The organism is Nonomuraea sp. NPDC049725, from assembly GCF_040674795.1.
GTDB lineage: Bacteria > Actinomycetota > Actinomycetes > Streptosporangiales > Streptosporangiaceae > Nonomuraea > Nonomuraea ceibae.
Genome location: NZ_JBFANJ010000008.1, coordinates 80,075 through 99,059, shown reverse-complemented (window position 1 = coordinate 99,059; position 18,985 = coordinate 80,075). Strand labels below are relative to the sequence as shown.

The following is an 18,985-nucleotide window of genomic DNA, read 5'->3' as shown; positions in this document are numbered from 1 at the left end:
GCGGAGACGCCCGGCTGGAGCACCAACGTTCTACGAGCACCCCTCGAACTGCGGCACGGCGACCCGGTCGACGACCAGCCCGGTGCCCCCGAACCACTTCTCCAGCAGCCGCGCGGCGGTCCCGTCCTGGTACATGTCGATGATCGCCCGGTTGACCTCCTCGCACCCGGCCACGTCGCCCTTGCGCAGCCCGACCCCGGTGCGCTGCTCGTTGAACTGGGTGCCGACCAGGCGCAGCCCGCCACCGCCCTGCTTGGCCAGGCCCGCGAGGATGACGTCGTTGGTGGTGATGGCGTCGACCTGGCGGCCCTTCAGCGCCGTCATGCAGGCCGCGTAGTCCTTGAACGGCAGCACCCGCGCCGCCACCTTGCGCTCCTCCACCACGCGCCGCGCCGCGTTGGAGCCCGTCACCTCGCAGATGCGCCGGCCCCGGAGGTCGCGCACGTTGCGGATGCCGTTCTCGTCCGGCCGCACCAGGATGTCCTGGTAGGAGATGTGGTACGGGCCCGCGAACAGCACGGTGTCCTTGCGGTCCTGGCTGATCGTGAACGTGGCCACGACCAGGTCGGCCTTGCCGTCGACCAGCACGTCGTCCCGGTCGTCGGCCAGCACGCCGATGAGCTCGGCCTCCTTGCCGAGCTTCCCGGCGATGTAGCGGGCCACCTCGACGTCGAACCCCTCGAACGAGCCGTCGGCCTTGCGGAAGCCCACCAGCGGCAGGTCGGGGCGCACGCCGATGACCAGCCGGTCCTTGTCCAGGACGCTCTCCGCGCCGTCACCGGCCAGGCCGCACGAGGCGGCGAGCATCGCGATCACGGCCAGGACCGCGGGCAGCAGCCGCTTCATCGGTACTCCTTCAGACGTGGCCACACCCCGGCGACGAGCAGCACGCCGATGCCGCCGATCGCGAACGGGAGCAGCCGCCACAGGTTGTCCAGCGCGGACTGGCCCGCGCCGACCGCCCGCTCGAAGACCGCCTGGTGCCGGGCCGCGAGCGTCACCAGCTCCTTGTCATAGGCGTCGAACGCGTCGCGCACCGAGCCGAGCCGGGAGGCGACGGCCGCGGCCGGCCGGTCCCCGCTCGCCATCGCGCGCAGGGTCGCGTCCGTCCGCTGGAACCTGGCCCAGGCGTCGAGCGCGGCCCGGCCCCGGTCGCCGCCGAGCTGGCGGCCCAGCATGCCCCGGTAGTCCTCGTCGCGCCCGGCGACGGCCGCGTGGTAGCCGCCCAGGTTGCCCGCTTCGAGATAGAGCAGCCGCTGCGCCTTGTCCAGGTAGGTGTGCTCGTAGGTGTCGGCCCGCTCCTCGTCGAGCAGGAACCGGCTCTGGTCGCCCTGCATGCTGTTGCCGATCGCGCGGGCCTTGGCGAGCGTGACGATCGAGTCGAAGCCCTCCTCCTTGGCCGTGCGCAGGTGGTCGGCGTCCTGCTGGAGCGCCGACGCCCCGGTCACCGTCGCCACCAGCGTCACCACGGTGGCGGCCAGCAGCGCCGGGCCGAGGATCCGGCGGAACCGCCGCGCCAGGAAGGCCTGGAGCCACGCCAGGCAGCCGATGGCCAGCAGCCCGGCCGCCACCACCGCCACCCGCAGGAGCGGCAGCGTCACCGCCGTCTCGTCGTAGGTGCGCCGCACGATCGTGCCGCTCTCCAGCGTCAGGTTGTACGCCTGCGGGAGCAGCACCTGGCGCATCAGGTCCGTGGCCTCCCGGTAGACGGTCACCACCCCGGACGGCGGCGGGCCGGCGGCGTGCCCGGACTGCTCGTCGAGCAGCAGCGCCCGCGCGGCCAGCCGCTCGTAGCGGGCCAGCCCGTCGAGCACCGACTCGATCGTGCGCCGTTCGGCGGGGTCGTCCCCGGCCAGCTCGAACGCCTTCAGCAGCGCCTGGTTCGCCATCGTGCGCTGCTGCTCGTACCGCTTGATGGCGGCCTGGCGGCGGGCGTCGTCGCCGCTGCCCATCACGAGCACGTCGGCGATCTGCGCGTCCATGTCGCTCAGCCCGAAGTAGAGCCCGGCGGTGGCGACGACCTGGGGACCGGCGTCGCGGCCGATCACCCGCAGGCCCTCGCCGGCGGTCGCGCCGCCGGCCGCGATCGCGCCGAACAGCAGCGCCAGGGCCGCGGCCGCGACGCCGGTCAGGAGCCGGATCCGGCCGGGCACGCCGCGCCGCGCGGGCGCGGGCCCGGCCTGCCGGGCGGGCGCGGCGGGCGCGACCGGCGGCGGCGCGGGCGGGGCGGGGGGCGCGGTGGGCGTCATCGTCAAGGCGTGCCCTCCCTGATCGTGATGACCGTCCACGCGCCGAGGTGGATGCGGTCGCCCAGGCCCACGGGTACGGGCACGTTCACGGTGACGGGCTTGCCGTTGACGTAGGTGCCGTTGGCGGAGCCGGGGTCGACGAGCGTCCAGGAGCCGTCCGGCTGGGCGAGCAGCACCGCGTGCAGGTGCGACACGCCCGGGTCGGACGGCGGGCCGGTCAGGTCGATCTCCGGCCGGATGCCGCGGGCCTTGCTCTCGCGGCCGATGCGCACCTGCTCGCCGGCCATCCGGAAGGACCGTTCCGGGCAGTACGGCGGGAACGCGATGGAGCCGGCGTCCGGGCCGCCCTGGGCGATCACCTGCTCGTAGTAGGCCCGGTCGGCCGCCGTGACGGCCTCCCAGCGGGTCCCGCCGCCGGTCACCGCCCCGCGCGCGGGGGCGGCGCCGCCGGCGAAGGAGTGGCCGCACAGCTCGCAGAACTGCCCGGCGCGCGGCGTCTGGCAGACCGGGCAGGGCTCGGCGGGCACGGCGGGCACGGCCCCACCGGCGCCACCGGAAGAAGCGGCCGGGGGAGCGGACGGGGAGGCGGCCTCGGACGGGCGCCGGCCGGCGGCGGGGGTGGTGCCCGCGGCCTGGATCTGCAGGCCGCAGGTGTCGCAGTAGTCGTCGCTGTCCGACTGGTGGCCCTGCGGGCAGGTCACCATCAGCTGCCCTCCTCGCTCTTGCGCAGCCTGCTGGTGCGGACCGACACGGTGTCGAGCTCGATCTCGTCCGCTTTGTCCACGTTCCGGCGCAGCCTGGCCGTACCGCTGCCGGGGTCGACCTCGACCAGCCTGTTGAGCAGGCGGGCGGTGTCCTCGCGGCCGGACTCGGTGGCGAGCTTCATCGCCCGGCCCAGCCGGGCGGTGGCCCCGTCGACGTCGCCCGCGGCGCGGGCGCTGAGCCCGTCCTGGATGAGGTCGTTGAGCTCGGCCTGGCCGGTGTAGTGGGCGACCCGGTTGTTGATCCGCGTCGACAGCGCCAGGTCGTCGGTCCACTGGGCGAGCACGTTGCCCCGGGCGTACTCCTCCTGGGTGTCGGGGCGCACCAGCTTCACCCAGCCGGCCCGGATCTCCTGGCCCGGCTGTCCCGGCGGCACCTCGATGCAGACGTGGTACTCGCGCTCCTCGGCGCCCCACGCCCCGATCGGGTAGTCGCCGGTCAGCGGGTTGACCTCGACCCGCTTGGCCGTCAGGTCGAACAGCTCGGGGACGACCTGCTTGACGAAGACGAGCCGGGCCCCCTGCGGCGCCCACAGGCGCAACGCCAGGTCGGGCACCGTCTTGCTCATCGAGGTCTGGATGATGCGGCGGAAGAAGTCCTCCAGCTCGTGCTGGTTCCTGACGAACTCCACGGTGCCGAGCAGCGCCTCGGCAACCTTGCGCAGCTCGCCGGTCTTCCAGTCGGTGCCGATGCCCAGGCAGTCGCAGGTGAACCTGCCGCTCCACGCCTTCAGCACCGACTCGAACACCGAGTCGCGCTCGTTGTTCTGGCCGTCGGTCATCAGGATGGCGTGCCGCACCGCGTTCGGGTGGGCCGACAGCAGGTTCCCGGCCAGCTTGAGCCATTCGCCGATCGCGGTGCCGCCGCTGGCGCTCAGCTTGCCGATCGCCCGGATCGCCTCCGCCCGGGTGGCCTGATTGGCCTGGACGAGCCGGCCGCCGCCCGGGTACACGACCTTGGCGGTGCCGGTGCCCGAGATCACCGCGAAGTACGCGCCCTCGCGCAACGTCTCCACGGCGGTGGCGGCGGCCTGCCTGGCGTCACGGATCTTGCTGCCGCTCATCGAGCCCGACGTGTCCACGATGATCACTTCGGCGGCCTCGGTGGCCGACACGTCCGCCGGGGCGCCGCCCGACGACGTCACGGTGAGCACCGCGTGCACCTCGCGGCCGTCGGTCGGCAGGTACTTGTTCTGGTCGACATGGAGCGTGAAAGTGGGCTGGTCACCCATGCGTGCCTCCTAGGGGGATCAGGCAGATGGTCACGTTGTCGTGGCCGCCGGAGTCGAGCGCGTGGCGCAGCATCCGGCGGGCCCTGGCCAGCGGGGTCCCGGCGGCGGGGAAGTCGTAGCCGTTCAGGTAGCGCCACAGGCCGTCGCTGCACACGAGCAGCAGGCCGGGGCCGGGCGGGGTGAAGACGCGGGTCCTGGGCGTCACGTCGGGGTAGTCGGCGCCGAGCCAGGCGGTGATCTCGCCGCCGCGGGCGACGTCGTCCTCGGTCAGCATGACGCCGTCGGGCAGCCAGTAGGCGCGCGAGTCGCCCGCCCAGCAGATGCTCACCCGGTCGGGCCTGGCGACCGCCGCCACGTACGTGCAGGCGGGGGCGTCGTCGGGAGAGGTGGCGAGCTTGCCGACCGCCCGGCCGGCCAGCGCGAACGCCTCCTCGTGGGTCAGCCCCCTGGTCAGGGCGTCGGCGGCGGCCTCGCAGGCGGCGGCCGACGCCTCGTCGGCCCGCGGCGAGCTGCCGACGCCGTCGCAGACGACCGCGACCACCGCGGGCGGGCCGCCGCCGTGCGGCTCCGCCGGCACCGGGACGGTCCGCGCCGAGTCCGGTACGGGGACCGGCCCGCCCATGACGGCCAGGGCGAAGGCGTCCTCGTTGCGGGAGCGGCGCAGGCCGCGGTCGGTGATCCCGGCGGTGCCGCCGGGCAGTTCGAGCTCGGCGTGGTCGCGCCCGCTGGGCTGGCGCAGGCCGCAGCGCTCGCAGTAGCCCTCGGCGTCCACGGCCGCCGCGCCGCAGGACGTACAGGCGGGGGAGGTCAGCGGGTGGCCGCAGGTCTCGCAGAACGCGTCGCCGGCGACCACGGGCGCCTCGCAGAGCGGGCAGCTCATACCCACGTCCGGGGGCGCACGGCGTTGGCCAGGTCCACGAGGGCGTGCCGCTCCTGGCGGGAGGCGGCCCCGCCGGCCAGGCCGCGGTAGATCGCCTCCAGCCGCCGCCGGACGTCCCGTTCGGTGAGGGGCGCGCCCGCCAGCCGCAGGGCGGGGTCGGGCGTGCCGGTGCCGAGCCACGTCAGGGCGGCGCGCAGGACCTCGGCCGCCAGGAGGTCGCGGCGGCGTGGATCCAGGCCGGGCAGCCGGTCCAGGCGGGCGGCGGCGCCGGCCAGGGCGCGCGCCTCGTCCGGGCCGGACGAGGCGGTCCTGGCGGCGGCGGCGACCAGCGCGAGCTGGGCCGGCACGTGGTGGCTGGAGGTGGCGGGCACCTCGTCGAGCACGTCCACCCGCGCCGTCCTGGCCAGCCCGAACGCGGCGCCGACATAGGAGTGGTCGGTCCGCCACACGCTCTCGTACCAGCGGGTCGCCTCGGGGCGGCCGGACAGCTCCAGCGCGTAGGCCAGTCCCAGCCGGGGCGCGATCTCGCCGGGCATCAGCGACACGCACGCGTCGAACATCGCCACCGCCCTCGGCAGGTCGCCGGTGCTGAGTCCCGCCACCGCCCGGTACCAGGTGACGCGCCAGTCGCGGGGCAGGTCGCCGGCCAGCTCGTCCAGCACGGCGAACGCCTGCGGCGAGCCGCTCTCGGCGTGCAGCCTGGCGAGCGTGAGCCGCGTCTCGGGCGTCGGCGCCATCGCCGACACCTGGGCCAGCAGCTCGTCCGGCAGCCGCCCGGCCAGGCCCGCGAGCGCGCCCGCCGCCGGGTCGGCCGGGTCCAGCAGCGGCACCGGCAGCGCCGCCGCGACCTCCTCCGGGTCCAGCGGGTCGAACACCCGCGGGCCGGACTCCGCCGGGCCCGCCCCCACCGCCTGCCGTTCCGGCCCGAACAGCGTGGACGAAGCCGGGTACGGCACGCCCTCCTCGGCGGCGCTGATCTCCCGCAGCACGCCGACGAGCTGCTCCTCCATCTCCTCGGCGCTCTGGAACCGGTCCGCCGGGTCCGGCGCCGTGGCCCGGCGCAGCAGCCTGGTGAACGACTCGTGCCCGCAGTCGTCGGGCAGCGGCATCGCCACGCCGTTCTTGGCCGGGCTGAACCCGGGCACGGCCAGCACCGCCAGCGTCCGGGCCACCGTGTAGAGGTCGGAGGAGACCGACGACGGCTGCGTGTCCAGCTCGGGCGCGTGGTAGCCGACCGTCACCCACGAGGTGCCCGCCGGCGACCCCAGCCGCTGTACGGCGCCGAGGTCGATGAGCTTGAGCCGCTTGCCGACCCGGATCACGTTGGCCGGCTTGAGGTCGCAGTAGACCAGGCCCTGCTCGTGCAGGTAGGCGAACGCGCGCAGGATCTCCCGGCCGTAGATCAGCGTCTCACGCAGCGGCAGCGGCCCCTGCCGGCGCAGGTCCAGCAGCGACTGGCCGCCGACGTACTCCATGATGATGTAGCCGAGGCCGCCGGAGCGCTGGAAGTTGAAGACGTTGACGATGTTCGGGTGGTCGACCATCGTGAGGAACTTCTTCTCGGCCTCGGCCGACTCCAGCGCCTCGGCGTCGGCGGTGTTGAGCAGGCCCTTGAGCACCACCCACAGGCCGTCCAGGTTCTCGTCGGCGGCCAGGTAGATCCAGCCGAGCCCGCCGTGCGCCAGGCAGCCCAGCACCCGGTACTGCCCCGCCACCAGGTCGCCCTTGGTCAGCTTGGGGGTGAAGGAGAACCGGGTGCCGCAGTTGGGGCAGAAGCCGTCGGCCACGCCCGGCCTGCCGTCGCGCGTGCGGCCGACGGGCTGGCCGCAGTCGGGGTTGGCGCAGACGCGGTTCTTCTCGGGCACCATCGGGTCGGCCATGACGGCGGTCGCCGGGTCGCGGTAGGGCGCCGAGGGCAGGTCGGCGATCCCGGCCACCACGCCCGCCCGCGACCTTCCGCTGCTCGCCGGAGAGGTCACCGCGCCGCTCATCGGGCCGCTCATCGGGCCGCTCACCGGCCCGCTCATGGGGCTGCTGACGGCTCCCGGCGGGCCGGTCAGGGGCTGGGACAGGGCGGCCGGCGCGGCGGAGCCCGTGGCGGGCGACGCCGGGAACACGACGGGCCCCGCCGCCGTGGCGACCGCCGCCGGGTGACCGCACAGGTCGCAGTACCCGTCGTCGATCGTGCCCGTGCACCCGGGCTGAGCGCAGGACGTCATCGGCCACCTCCGTGGATCGCACGCTTGTACAGCTCGACGGCCTGGGCCGCCTCGGTCAGGTCACAGGGCGCCGTCCACAGCAGCAGCCGCGCCCGTTCGTACAGCCGCAGGGCCTCGGGGTCCTCCACCGTGCCCTGGCGCGCCGCCTTCGCCTGGCTGGCGCCGAGCAGCCCGCGCAGCTCGTCCCGCCGGCCGATCAGCCCGGCCAGCGCCGCCGCCGTGGCCCTGGCCTGCGCGGCGGCCTGCCGGACGCGCTCCTCCAGCCCGGTCAGCCGCTCGGCCCGCTCCACCCAGGTGCCCGCCGACACGTCCAGCGCGTCCAGCTCGGCCACCAGCTCCGGCACCCGGGTGCGCGGCTGCGCCTGCGGCGGCAGCGCGATCTTCACCACGACCCGGCCGTGCGCCAGCCGGGCCTCGCTCTCGGCGGCGCGTACGTCGTCCAGGGCGGCCACGAGGTTCTCCCGGCGCGTCGCGTACTCGTCCTTGACGGCCACCGCCCGCTCCAGGCCGGCGCGGGTCTCGGCCAGGCGGCGGAGGAGGGGGTCCAGCTCCCGCTTGACCGGCCCGGCGTCCAGCGGGTCCGCCAGCACGGCGGCGCGCAGCCGGGCCAGGCCGGACTCGGCGGAGGTCAGGTCGGCGGGTTCGCCCAGGCGGCCGTGCAGCTCGCGCACGTCGCGCAGCGTGCGGTCGGCCTCGTCCAGGCGGGGCAGCAGCGCGGTCCACGCCGCGTCGATCTCGGTCAGCGCGTCCGTGGCGGTCCGGAACGCGGCGTCCATCCGCAGCACGGTCTCGTCCAGCGTCAGCCGCTCGTCCGCCTGGGGTAACAGCGAGCGCTGCTCGACGGGCCTGGCCGGGGCCTTCAGCACCACCGACGGCCCCGACAACAGCTCCGTCAGCCGTTCGAGCTGGTCGCCGCCCAGCCGGGAGCGCTCGGCCCGGACCTGCTCGGCGGTCCGCAGCACGGCCCGGTAGGCGTCGTTCAGCGACCACAGCGTGCCCAGCGCGTCCAGCGCCGCCGACCAGCGCGCCTGCGTGGCGCCGCGTAAGGAGGCTCCCTTGAGGAGCTGGTAGGTGGTGTGCGACTCCAGGTCGAGCAGGTCACCCGAGATGCGGTCGCGTTCGGCGGCCCGGGTTCGCAGCGCGTGCTCGGCGCCTTCCCTGCTCATCGGTGGTCCCAGGCTCATCACGCTCCCGTGGCAGCAGGTCCCCGCCGTCTACCGGCACAACGGGGGCTCTGACCGGTTGGTTCCAGAAGTATTGGTTCCAGAAGTAAGGGTGGTCCCTGACTTGTCCCTGATTGAACCCCCTGACGCCTGCAATTCGCTTAAATGATCTCGTACCGTCATGGACATGGGACGAATTCTTCTGGTCATTCTGGCGGTCATCGCCGCACTCTTCCTCGTCGGCCCCCTGCTCGGCTTCGCGTTCGGGGTGCTCAAGTGGGTTCTCATCATCGGCGGTGTGGCCGTCGCCGTGATGCTCGCCTCGAAGTGGTTCAGCCGGGCGTAGCTTCGGCGGGCCTTCCGGCGCATAGTGGGTTGATGGAGGCGCGGCCGGCGGTCGACGACGCCGCCCTCGGGCGCGAGGCACTGTCCGTGCTCGAGGCGAACTGGACGGGCAGCGCCACCGTGCCCGCGCCCGGCCTCTACCCGCACCAATGGAGCTGGGACTCCGCGTTCGTGGTGATCGGCCTGGCCCGCCACCACCCCGAACGGGCCCGCGCCGAGCTCCTCAGCCTGTTACAGGGCCAGTGGTCGACGGGCATGCTGCCGCACATCGTCTTCCACACGCCCGAGGCGTACTTCCCCGGCCCGGCGGTGTGGCGCTCCCACGACCACGAGGCCGCGCCCCGCGTGCTCACCTCCGGGCTCACCGCGCCGCCGCTGCACGGGCTCGCCCTGCAGTGGCTCTACCGGCACACCGGCGACGCCGCGCTCGTCCGGCTGGCCTTCCCGGCGCTCGCCGCCCAGCACGCCTACCTCGCCGAGGCGCGCGACCTGGGCGGCGCCGGCCTGGCCGCGATCGTCCACCCGTGGGAGTCGGGCATGGACGACAGCCCGGCCTGGGACGAGCCGCTGGCCGCGCTCCCCGAGATCCGCTACGGCTACCGCAACCTCGACCTGGACGAGCGGCACCCCGACAGCGACCACGACCGCTACGTGTGGCTGGCCCTGCGCTACCGCGACAGCGGCTACCGGCCCGAATACCTGCGCGACGAGCACCCGTTCGCCATCGAGGACCCGATGTTCAACGGCATCTGGCTCGCCTCCTGCCACGCCATGACCGAGCTCGCGCGGGTGGCCGGCGCCGACCCCGCCCCGCACGCCGAACGCGCCGACCGCATCAGGCACGCGCTGCTCGACCGCCTGTGGGACGGCTGCTTCTACGCCCGCGACCTGCGGGCCGACCGGCTGATCCGGGTCTGCACCGTCGGCGCGTTCGGGCCGCTGCTCGACCCCGGCCTGCCCGGCGAACAGCTCCGCGCCTGCGTCGAGATCCTCGAATCGGCCCGCTTCATGGGCGCCACCGGCTACCCGGTGCCGAGCTGCGAGATCCGCGCCGCCCAGTTCGACCGCACCCGCTACTGGCGGGGGCCGTCCTGGGTGAACACCAACTGGCTGCTGCGCCACGCCGCCGGCGTGCACGCACTCGACGCGCTCGGCCGCCAGCTCACCAACGGCACCCTGCGCCTGGTCCGCCAGGCGGGCTTCCGCGAGTGCTTCGACCCGTTCGACGGCAGCGGGCGCGGCTGCCGCGACTTCTCCTGGAGCGCGGCGCTCACCCTCGACCTGCTGGCCGACGCCCTGGCCGATACCTTGGAAGGATGAAAGTCTTCCGCCGCCTGCCCGCCGACGCCCGCCGGTCCCTGAAGACCGAGCCGGGGGAGCGGGTGCTCACGTTCGCGCCGTCCGGCGACGGCTACCTGGTGGCCACCACGCTGGCGCTCCACCTGCCCGGCGGGGGACGCATCCCGTACGAGGACATCGACCGGGCCTCATGGGACGAGAACGGCCTCAACCTGATCACCACCGGCGGCGAACGCCACCGGGTGGGCACCACCGAGCCCGGGCTGCTGCCCGAGACCGTGCGCGAGCGCGTCAACGCCACCATCGTGGTCAACAAGCACGTCGACCTGCCCGGCCGCGGCGGCGTCCGGCTGGTGGCCAGACGCAGGCCGGGCGGGGAGGTGACGGGCTGGACGCTCGTGTTCGACGACGGCCTCGACCCCGACGACCCCGGGCTGCGCGCCCAGGCGGAGCAGGCCCTCGAAGGACTGCGGCGCAGCATGGGCGTGTGACCCCGGACGATCCGGCCGCCACACGCCCACGCGGCGGCTAGTAGGGCATGCCGGTCTGTCCGGCTCCGGTCTTCGTCTGGTCGACCGTCTCGTCCGGCCAGCCGGTGCCCCGATCGCCGTCATGGTCATGCTTGTGCATGAACGGCATCTGGCGGTTGCTGATCTTCTCCTTGGCCATCCCGCCGACCTTCGACATCTGCGCGTTGAACACCCCCGCGGCCTCCTGCACCCGGGGGCTGTCGGCCACACGCTGGGCCGTGCGCTTGATCTGCTCGTAACGCTCGCGCCCCGCCCGGCTGCCCAGCACGTAGCCCAGCGCCAGACCGGCGACGAATGACATTCGGTATCGCATGTTTCGCACCTCCGCTCCCACCGCCCTACCCCGATGACGATGCGACACGCACTCCCGGAGTGCGCTAATCTATTCCTGCGCACGACGGAGGGGCCAAGCCCCACCGGCAGGCGCACAAGCGCAATCCCGCGTAGCTCAACGGCAGAGCAGCCGGCTGTTAACCGGCAGGTTATAGGTTCGAGTCCTATCGCGGGAGCTTGCCCACCTCAGGCCCCCTTCCGACCCTGGAAGGGGGCCTGAGTCGTTCCCGGAATCTGTCGCCTGTCCGGTGAGGTCGGCGCGGCGGGGGAAGCCGCCGCCACGTCCCGGGTCAGGTGCTGAGCAGGGGTCGACAGCAGGGCGGCGAGCCGGTCCAATGGTGCATGCCGAGAAGGACGGCGGGCCGGGTGCCCGCGCGAGAGGTGCTCGCCGCCGCTACGGCGGCGCGGGCCAGACGGGCCGCGCACCGGCCGGACCCCCCGGGCACATCAGCGGACGCGCCGGCGGACACGACGGCGGACACGACGGTGGACACGACGGTGGACACGACGGTGGACACGCCGGGGGCTGGCGGGGACGCCGGAGGCCGGGGGTGGGGGAGGCTCTGGGGGTCGCTTCGGCTGCTGGGCGGGACCGCGGCGACGCTGGGCTGCCTCTACCTGGCGCTCCTGCTCGCCAGCCTGCCCGACACGGAGGTCCCGTGGTGGATCATCGCCATGCCGCTGGCCGTCGCCGCGACGCTGACGATGGCGGGAGTGCTGGGGCCGCTGGCCCGGCGCCTGGCCGGTGAACGCCGTCCCTTCACGGCGCGCGAACGGGCGGCGCTGACCGTACGCGAACGCATCGACCTGGTCGACAGCCACCGGGCCATGCTCATCCAGTCCGTGACCGGGCTCCTGCTCCTGGGCGGGCTGGTCTTCACCGCCCAAGGGGTGATCTACACCGCCCGGACGGTGGAGGTGGCGCAGCAGGGCCAGATCACCGACCGCTACACCAAGGCCGTCGAGCAGCTCGGCTCCGCCACGCTGCAGGTGCGCCTGGGCGGCGTCTACGCTCTGGAACGCCTCGCGGAGGACTCCGGGCGTGACGCCGAGAGCATCCACGACGTCCTGGCCGCGTTCGTCCGCGACCGCGCTCCCGGGGCGGGCTCCGCGGACACGGCCGACAAGCCCGCGACCGATGTGCAGGCGGTGCTGACCGTCCTGGCGCGCCGCCCCACGCCGAACGAAACGGTCTTCAGGGACGGGGACGGGCGCGAGTACCTGGACGAGAGCGACGCGCAGATCATCGACCTGAGCGGCACCCGGCTGCGTGGCGCGGAACTCGGCCTCGTCTCCGGCTACCTCGGCGCGAACCTCCTCCGGGCGAACCTCGCCGGGGCCGACCTGACCGGCGCGAACCTGGCCGGAGCCCTCCTAAGAGGCGCCGACCTGAGCGGGGCGACCCTGACCGGCGCCGATCTGCGCGGTGCGGACCTGCGCGGGGTCGCGGGGATCACCGAGGCGCAGGTGCGGGCCGCCGCGAGGACCGATCGGGAGACCCGGTTCGGCGCCTGCCTGCCGGAGTTCACCTGCTGGGACCGGATCAGGTGACGTGGGGTGCAGGTAGCCCGGTGTAGTCGGCGGGTTACGCGGTTTCGTGTTTTGCCGGACACGGGAGGGATCGGCGGGTAAGGATGGGACCGTCGCGCCGGGGTCCGCCTCGGGGCGGCTGCCGCGGACAAGCCCGGGACGGTGGCGTGGAGAGGACGCCGCCGGCAGGAGACGCCGCCGACCCGGAATCGGCGGGGCGCTCCGTGAACGGAAATGTGCTGGTTACTGCGTGCGTACCTGGATCAAGTCCCTGCGCCCCACCGAGCCCCGTACCGACGCCCGGGAAGCCGAGCGGTTCATCAGGCTCTTCCATGCCGAGAACCCGGGCGGCGGCCTGAACGCCCGGTTACGTGACGTCGCCCGGGAGATCGCCCGCCGGGGCACCTACACCCACACCGGTGAGGAGCTGCGGTTCGGCGCCCGGGTGGCCTGGCGCAACAGCAATCGTTGCATCGGCCGCCTCTACTGGAAGTCGCTGAGGGTGCGTGACCGGCGGCACGTCACCGGGGCCGAGGGGGTGGCCGTGGAGTGCGTGGCGCACCTGCGCGAGGCCACCGGCGACGGCCGGATCCGGCCGACGATCACGGTGTTCCCGCCCGACGCGCCCGGCCGTCCCGCCCCGAGGGTGCTGAACGAGCAGCTTGTCCGCTACGCCGGATACCGGCGGCCGGACGGCTCGGTCGCCGGGGATCCGCGCTATGTGGCGTTCACGGCGCTGGCCCGCGAGCTGGGGTGGCGGGGCGGCGGCGGAGGCAGGTTCGACGTGCTGCCGCTGGTCGTCGACCCGGGCACGGGCGGCAGGCCGCTGCTGGCGAACCTGCCGGGGGACGCGGTGCTGGAGGTGCCGATCACGCATCCGGAGTTCGCCTGGTTCGCCGAGCTGGGGCTGCGCTGGCACGCGGTCCCGGCGATCTCCAACCTGTGCCTGGAGATCGGCGGCGTCTGCTACCCGTGCGCGCCGTTCAACGGCTGGTACATGGGCGCGGAGATCGGGGCGCGCAACCTGGCCGACGCCGACCGCTACGACCAGCTCCCGGCGGTCGCCGCCCGGCTCGGCCTGGACACCTCCACCGAGCGCTCGCTCTGGCGCGACCACGCGCTGGTGGAGCTGAACGTGGCGGTGCTGCACTCGTTCGCGGCGGCGGGGGTGACGATGACCGACCACCACACGGAGTCGAGCCGCTTCCTGACCCACCTGGCGCGCGAGGAGAAGGCCGGGCGCACCTGCCCCGCCGACTGGTCGTGGATCGTGCCGCCCATCTCCGGCGGCGTCACCCCGGTCTTCCACCGCTATTACGACAACCCGACGCTCACGCCGAACTTCGTGCCCCGGCACTGAGCCGCCTTGCACCCCCGACCTAGAACATGCTTCTGTTAAGCATGGCCGAACTCGTGCTCTCCGCCCTCGACCGGGGCGTGCTCACCCTCACCTTCAACCGTCCCGACCGGCTCAACGCCTGGACCGGCGACCTGGGCCGCCGCTACTTCGACCTGCTGGAGCAGGCGGAGAAGGACCCGGACGTGCGGGCGATCGTGGTGACCGGGGCGGGCCGGGGGTTCTGCTCGGGCGCCGACTTCCAGACGCTGGCGTCCATCCAGACCGGCAGCTACGACGAGGAGCCCGACCCCCGGCCCGTCACCTTCCCCACGACCGTCGCCAAGCCGGTCGTCGCGGCCGTCAACGGCGCCTGCGCCGGGCTCGGCATGGTCCACGCCCTGGTCTGCGACCTGGTCTTCACCGCCGAGGACGCCAAGTGGACCACCGCCTTCTCGCGGCGCGGCCTGATCGCCGAGTACGGGCTGTCGTGGGTGCTGCCCCGCGTCATGGGCCAGCAGCGGGCGATGGACGTGCTCCTGTCCGGCCGCACCTTCACCGGGCGGGAGGCGTACGAGCTGGGCCTGGCCAACCGCGCGCTGCCGGGCGGCGAGCTGCTGGAGCACGCCCAGCGGTACGCGGCCGACCTGGCCGCGAACGTGTCGCCCGCCTCGATGGCGGTGATCAAGCGGCAGGTGTGGGGCGACTGGACGGCGTCGCTGGAGGAGGCGGCGCGGGCGGCCGCCCGGGAGATGGCCGCCTCGTTCGGGCGGCCCGACTTCGCCGAGGGCGTGGCGAGCTTCCTGGAGCGCCGCCCGCCGAACTTCCCCCCGCTGTGAGCCAGGGGGCCGCTCGGTCAGGAGACGCGGTGGGCGCCCCGGGCCGGGGTGGCCGGCAGGAAGCGGGGCGCGGCCCAGGAGCGCTCGGCGTAGGCGGCCGAGACCGACGCCTTGACGCTGTCGAGGCGGTCCTCGGCGACCAGCGCGATCGCCGAGCCGCCGAAGCCGCCGCCGGTCATGCGGGCGCCCCGGGCGCCGCCCCGGATCGCGGCCTCCACGGCCACGTCCAGCTCCGGCGAGGACACCTCGTACTGGTCGCGCAGCGACAGGTGTGAGGCGTTGAGCAGCGCGCCGATCTCGGCGGGCTTGCCCGCGCGCAGCATCCCGACCAGCGCCTCCACCCGGTGGTTCTCGGTCACCACGTGCATGACGCGCTTGCGCTCGTCGCCCTGGAGCAGCTCCAGCGCCCCGGCCAGGTCGTCCACGTCGCGCAGCGCCTCGACGCCCAGCTTGCGGGCCGCCGACTCGCACTCGGCGCGCCGCTTGGCGTACTCGCCGCCCGCGTGCTCGTGGTGCACGCCGGTGTCGATGATCAGCGTGCTCAGCCCCTCGGCCGCCAGGTCGAGCGGGATCCCCCGGGAGCCGAGCGAGCGGCAGTCGAGGAACAGCGCCTGGCCCTCCTTGCACAGCGCGGAGGCGGCCTGGTCCATGATGCCGCAGGGCATGCCGACGAAGTCGTTCTCGGCGCGCTGGGAGAGCAGCGCGATCTCCATGGGCGTGAGGCCGAGGCCGTGCAGGTCGTCGAGCGCGGAGGCGACCGACACCTCCAGGGCGGCGCTGGAGCTCAGCCCGGCGCCCTGCGGCACGTCGCCGTCGACCGCGATGTCGGCGCCGGGCACCCGGTCGCCCAGCATGGCCAGGACGCCGACGACGTAGCGGGTCCAGCCGCGCGACTCCTCGTGGGCGGCGATCGTGACGGGCTCGGGGGAGCCGGACTGCAGCGAGAGCAGGCGGATCGTGCGGTCCGCGCGCGGCGTGACGGCGGCGGTGACGCCCCACGGCACCGCGAACGGCAGCACGAAGCCGTCGTTGTAGTCGGTGTGCTCGCCGATCAGGTTGACGCGGCCGGGCGCGTGCCAGACCGTCTCGGGGTCCGAGCCGTACGCGGCACGGAAAGCTTCAACAACCCGCATAATCCAACACTCCTCAACATTGGCCCGACCGTAGACTAGCGCCACGGGCACCACGGGGCGAAGGAGAGGCATGCAGGAGCTTCCGGCACCCGGTCCCGTGCGCGTCTTCCTCAAGCGCGACGACAACAAGGCGCGCAAGCTCCGCCACAACCTCGGCCACGCCCGCGTGCTCACCTTCGGCGGCGCCTACTCCGGCCACATCCGGGCGGTCGCGGCGGCCGGGCGGCGCCACGGGTTCGAGACGATCGGCGTGATCCGCGGCGAGGAGCACCTGCCGCTCAACCCGTCGCTCGCCTACGCCGTCTCCTGCGGGATGCGGCTCGACTACCTCGACCGCGCCGCCTACCGGCGCAAGCACACGCCCGAGATCGAGGCGATGCTGCGGGAGCGGTGGGGCGAGGTGACGATCCTGCCCGAAGGAGGCAGCAACGCCGCCGCCGTCCGCGGCTGCGCCGAGCTCCCCGCGGAGATCACCGGCCCGTACGACGTGATCTGCTGCCCGGTGGGCACCGGCGGCACGCTGGCGGGCATCGCGGCCGGGCTGCCGGAGGGCCGCCGGGCGCTCGGGTTCGCGGTGCTCAAGGGGGCCGGGTTCCTGGCGGGCGAGGTGGCCAGGCTGCAACGCGAGGCGTACGGGCACGTCCGGCCCAACTGGTCGGTCAACCTCGACTACCACTTCGGCGGCTACGCCCGCACCACCCCCGAGCTCGACCGGTTCGCCGCCGAGCACCGGGTCGAGAGGGTGTACGTCGCCAAGATGCTCTACGGCGTGCTCGACCTCCTACGGCGCGGCCACTTCGCGGCGGGCACCCGGATCGTCGCCGTCGTCACCGGCGAGCCGTGGCCGCCTCAGCCCTCCACGCCCGTCGCCGTGTGCGCCGCGCCGACCGGCTTGGACTCGGGCGAGCCGCGCTGGCGCAGATAGATGGAGAGCACCACCATTGACAGCACGGCCAGCAGCTCCGACTGCCAGTTCTGCAGGCTGCGGTCCCAGAAGTCGGGCGAGGTCACGTAGCCGCCCCAGGTGACGGGATCGCGCAGGGCGCTGAGCCGTTCGGCGTTGTACGAGGCCAGCCCCGCCACCGACTGGGCCAGCCACGACAGCACGAAGATCGTCCCCATCGTGAGCCCCAGCGAGTTGCTGAACAGCCACAGCCGCAGCCCCCTGGCCCGCGCCCAGGCCGGCGAGTCGGCGTCCGCGTAGCGGCCGATCTGCTGCTCCTCGTCCGACTCGGCGCCCTCCTTGCCGGGCTCCTTCGACTCGGGCGACCCGCGCTGCACCATCCAGATGGTGAACAGGATGAACAGCAGGAACTGCAGATACTCCGACTGCCAGTTCTCCGCCACGTTGACCGCGAAGGCCGAGGACGTGACGTAGTCCAGGTAGCCCACCGGCTGACCGCCCTCGACGAGCTGCTGCTCGTTGTGGCCGAGCATGCCCGCGAGCCCCTGCCCGGCCAGGCACAGCAGGAACAGCGTCATGAACGCGATCGACAGTGCGTTGTCCCTGATGCGTCTCATAGGTGCGAAAGCCCCATCCCGAAGAAGAAGATCAGCCCCGACACGATGATGATCAGGGTCAGCGTGAACATCACCCGCATCAGTTCTCCACCTCGCAGTCGTAGGGGAGATCGGGCACCGGCTCGCAGCCGGCCGCCTTGACCCGCCACCCGTCGGTGTAGCGCTGGAGGAAGAGCGTGTCGCCCGCGAGCCTGACCAGCGCGGTGTCACCCCAGACGGTCACCTCGGTCACCCCGCCGGGATCGCCCAGGTTCAGCTCGCGCAGCGCCTCCGGGCAGCTCTGGCCGCGATCGGGCAGGTTCTCGGCCGTCTTCCTGGCCAGCATCGCGCAGGCCGCCTCCGCCTGCTGGGCGGCGAGCGCGGCGCGGAACCGCTCGGCCGCGCGGGCCGGTCCGGCGGTGTCGATGGCGCAGCCGGTGACCAGCGCCAGCGCCAGCACCCCGGGAACGATTCTCATGAGCCACTGCTACCCCGGCGATGATCGGGCATGCTTGGGCGATGCAGAGGACCGACACTCCCGCGACGTGGGACGAGCGGCCAGGAAGGCGCCCCTGCCGGCCTCGCCTCTCATGACCGTCGCCGGCGTGGTCAACCACCTGCGCTGGAAGCGCCAAGGGCGCCTGACCCGGGGCCGTCAGGTGACGGCGGCCAGCGCGTCCAGCAGGTGGCGGACGGCGGGGGCCGGCGGGCCGGGGGCGACGGCCAGCGAGGTGGTCAGCGTGAGCCCGGCGAGCGGGCGGATGACCACCCGGGGGATCTCCGGCAGGGTGGAGACCTCGTAGAAGACCGTCCACGACGGGGCGCCCGCGCCGATGCCGGCGAGCGTCTCCTGGAACGTCGTGAACGGCGGCCCGGGAGGCGGCGCGACCCCCGCCTCGCGGCAGGCGTCGGTGACCAGGTCGTGGAAGGGCGGGTTGTCCTCGCGGGGGGCGAGCCGGAGCGGGAGGTCCGCGAGGTCCTCCAGCCGGAGCTCCGCCGCGTCCGCCCTCCGGTGCCCGGCGGGCAGCGCCACGTAGAGCGGGTCCGTCCAGATCGGGAGCAGCTCCAGGCCGGGCGCGTCGCCGAGCGCGCGGACCAGGGCCGCGTCGAGCTCGCCCGACCGCACGGCCGCCAGCCGGGCGGGCAGCGGCAGGCGGCGCGGGCGGACCTGGAGACGCGGCGCGCGGGCGGCCAGCTCGTTCAGCGTCCGGAAGATCCGGTCGCCGGGCCCCTGCACGATCCCCAGGCGCAGGACGCCGTCGGCGCCCGCGCGGATGTCGGCGGCCACCTGCCGGGTGCGGTCCGCGGCGGCCAGCACGGCCCGCGCCTCGGGCAGCAGCCGCTCGCCCGCGCCGGTCAGCCGCACGTGCCGGGTCGACCGGTCGAACAGCGGCACGCCCAGCTCGCGTTCGAGGCGGCGGATCTGCTGGCTCACCGCCGACTGCACGATGCTCAGCCGCTCGGCCGCGCGGCCGAACCCGCCCTCCTCGGCGACCGCTGCGAAGTACGCGAGCTGCCGCAGCTCCACCGGCGCCCCTCGATTCATCTCGATCGGTGATGACTGCAGGTCATAACCGCTTCTGGTTCACGGCTTGTTCCCGGGATCGAATGAACCCCGGACCTGAAGGGAAACGGA

General features: G+C 73.9%; 19 protein-coding genes and 1 tRNA gene. 8 read left to right on the top strand and 12 right to left on the bottom strand.

Annotated features, from left to right (window positions below; translation table 11 throughout):
• Positions 1-30: 30 nt before the first annotated feature.
• From AB0J53_RS21860 to AB0J53_RS21830, 7 genes are read right to left on the bottom strand one after another with little or no spacing between them, the layout of a single operon-like run.
• Positions 31-846 carry a transporter substrate-binding domain-containing protein gene (locus AB0J53_RS21860; protein ID WP_357585064.1) on the bottom strand — a complete coding sequence of 272 codons (816 nt, stop codon included), beginning with the start codon at positions 844-846 and terminating at the stop codon, positions 31-33.
• Positions 843-2,255: a hypothetical protein gene (locus AB0J53_RS21855; protein ID WP_364175022.1), complete on the bottom strand. Its 1,413-nt coding sequence runs from the start codon at positions 2,253-2,255 to the stop codon at positions 843-845. The genes AB0J53_RS21860 and AB0J53_RS21855 overlap by 4 nt, the downstream gene beginning before the upstream one ends.
• Positions 2,252-2,953: an FHA domain-containing protein gene (locus AB0J53_RS21850; RefSeq protein WP_364175019.1), complete on the bottom strand. Its 702-nt coding sequence runs from the start codon at positions 2,951-2,953 to the stop codon at positions 2,252-2,254. The genes AB0J53_RS21855 and AB0J53_RS21850 overlap by 4 nt, the downstream gene beginning before the upstream one ends.
• Positions 2,953-4,242: a VWA domain-containing protein gene (locus AB0J53_RS21845; protein WP_364175016.1), complete on the bottom strand. Its 1,290-nt coding sequence runs from the start codon at positions 4,240-4,242 to the stop codon at positions 2,953-2,955. The genes AB0J53_RS21850 and AB0J53_RS21845 overlap by 1 nt, the downstream gene beginning before the upstream one ends.
• Entirely contained in the window at positions 4,235-5,122 is an 888-nt protein-coding gene (locus tag AB0J53_RS21840) for a protein phosphatase 2C domain-containing protein (RefSeq protein ID WP_364175013.1), read from the bottom strand. The genes AB0J53_RS21845 and AB0J53_RS21840 overlap by 8 nt, the downstream gene beginning before the upstream one ends.
• Positions 5,119-7,341: a tetratricopeptide repeat protein gene (locus AB0J53_RS21835; RefSeq protein WP_364175010.1), complete on the bottom strand. Its 2,223-nt coding sequence runs from the start codon at positions 7,339-7,341 to the stop codon at positions 5,119-5,121. Before AB0J53_RS21835 ends, AB0J53_RS21840 begins: the two co-directional genes overlap by 4 nt.
• Positions 7,338-8,507, bottom strand: coding sequence for a hypothetical protein (locus AB0J53_RS21830; protein WP_364175007.1), 1,170 nt, complete (start codon positions 8,505-8,507; stop codon positions 7,338-7,340). The genes AB0J53_RS21835 and AB0J53_RS21830 overlap by 4 nt, the downstream gene beginning before the upstream one ends.
• Positions 8,508-8,691: 184 nt before the next feature.
• On the opposite strand from AB0J53_RS21830, the gene AB0J53_RS21825 reads away from it, so the two are divergent.
• Genes AB0J53_RS21825 through AB0J53_RS21815 form a run of 3 tightly spaced genes read left to right on the top strand, consistent with a single transcriptional unit; the run spans position 8,692 to position 10,639 of the window.
• Positions 8,692-8,850 (top strand): hypothetical protein, encoded by a 159-nt coding sequence (locus AB0J53_RS21825; protein WP_219518299.1) that lies wholly within the window; start codon positions 8,692-8,694, stop codon positions 8,848-8,850.
• A 32-nt stretch (positions 8,851-8,882) separates the two neighbouring features.
• A complete protein-coding gene (locus AB0J53_RS21820) occupies positions 8,883-10,169 on the top strand; it encodes a hypothetical protein (protein WP_364175004.1) in 1,287 nt (428 codons plus the stop codon).
• Positions 10,166-10,639, top strand: a complete 474-nt coding sequence (locus AB0J53_RS21815; RefSeq protein WP_364175002.1) for a hypothetical protein — start codon at positions 10,166-10,168, stop codon at positions 10,637-10,639. Before AB0J53_RS21820 ends, AB0J53_RS21815 begins: the two co-directional genes overlap by 4 nt.
• A gap of 37 nt (positions 10,640-10,676) precedes the next feature.
• On the opposite strand, the gene AB0J53_RS21810 is transcribed toward AB0J53_RS21815, so the two are convergent.
• Positions 10,677-10,991 carry a YtxH domain-containing protein gene (locus AB0J53_RS21810; RefSeq protein ID WP_219518294.1) on the bottom strand — a complete coding sequence of 105 codons (315 nt, stop codon included), beginning with the start codon at positions 10,989-10,991 and terminating at the stop codon, positions 10,677-10,679.
• A gap of 124 nt (positions 10,992-11,115) precedes the next feature.
• Between AB0J53_RS21810 and AB0J53_RS21805 the strand changes: the two genes are divergently transcribed.
• From AB0J53_RS21805 to AB0J53_RS21790, 4 genes are all read left to right on the top strand, one after another.
• A tRNA-Asn gene (locus AB0J53_RS21805) sits at positions 11,116-11,187 on the top strand.
• Between the two features lie 166 nt (positions 11,188-11,353).
• Positions 11,354-12,562 carry a pentapeptide repeat-containing protein gene (locus AB0J53_RS21800; protein WP_364174999.1) on the top strand — a complete coding sequence of 403 codons (1,209 nt, stop codon included), beginning with the start codon at positions 11,354-11,356 and terminating at the stop codon, positions 12,560-12,562.
• Positions 12,563-12,791: 229 nt separating this feature from the next.
• Positions 12,792-13,901, top strand: a complete 1,110-nt coding sequence (locus tag AB0J53_RS21795) for a nitric oxide synthase oxygenase (protein ID WP_308126222.1) — start codon at positions 12,792-12,794, stop codon at positions 13,899-13,901.
• Positions 13,902-13,942: 41 nt separating this feature from the next.
• Entirely contained in the window at positions 13,943-14,716 is a 774-nt protein-coding gene (locus AB0J53_RS21790; RefSeq protein WP_219518292.1) for an enoyl-CoA hydratase-related protein, read from the top strand.
• 17 nt (positions 14,717-14,733) lie between these two features.
• On the opposite strand, the gene galK is transcribed toward AB0J53_RS21790, so the two are convergent.
• A complete protein-coding gene (gene galK, locus AB0J53_RS21785) occupies positions 14,734-15,849 on the bottom strand; it encodes a galactokinase (RefSeq protein WP_219518291.1) in 1,116 nt (371 codons plus the stop codon).
• A gap of 70 nt (positions 15,850-15,919) precedes the next feature.
• On the opposite strand from galK, the gene AB0J53_RS21780 reads away from it, so the two are divergent.
• Positions 15,920-16,774 (top strand): 1-aminocyclopropane-1-carboxylate deaminase/D-cysteine desulfhydrase, encoded by an 855-nt coding sequence (locus AB0J53_RS21780; RefSeq protein WP_364174995.1) that lies wholly within the window; start codon positions 15,920-15,922, stop codon positions 16,772-16,774.
• On the opposite strand, the gene AB0J53_RS21775 is transcribed toward AB0J53_RS21780, so the two are convergent.
• The 3 genes from AB0J53_RS21775 to AB0J53_RS21765 all read right to left on the bottom strand — a co-directional run bounded on the left by AB0J53_RS21775 (position 16,699) and on the right by AB0J53_RS21765 (position 18,877).
• On the bottom strand, positions 16,699-17,370 hold the full coding sequence (locus AB0J53_RS21775) for a DUF6766 family protein (protein WP_364174992.1): 672 nt from the start codon (positions 17,368-17,370) through the stop codon (positions 16,699-16,701). The genes AB0J53_RS21780 and AB0J53_RS21775 overlap by 76 nt on opposite strands.
• A 79-nt stretch (positions 17,371-17,449) precedes the next feature.
• Positions 17,450-17,827, bottom strand: a complete 378-nt coding sequence (locus tag AB0J53_RS21770; protein WP_219518285.1) for a hypothetical protein — start codon at positions 17,825-17,827, stop codon at positions 17,450-17,452.
• Positions 17,828-18,004: 177 nt separating this feature from the next.
• On the bottom strand, positions 18,005-18,877 hold the full coding sequence (locus AB0J53_RS21765) for a LysR family transcriptional regulator (protein ID WP_364174989.1): 873 nt from the start codon (positions 18,875-18,877) through the stop codon (positions 18,005-18,007).
• Positions 18,878-18,985 lie beyond the last annotated feature (108 nt).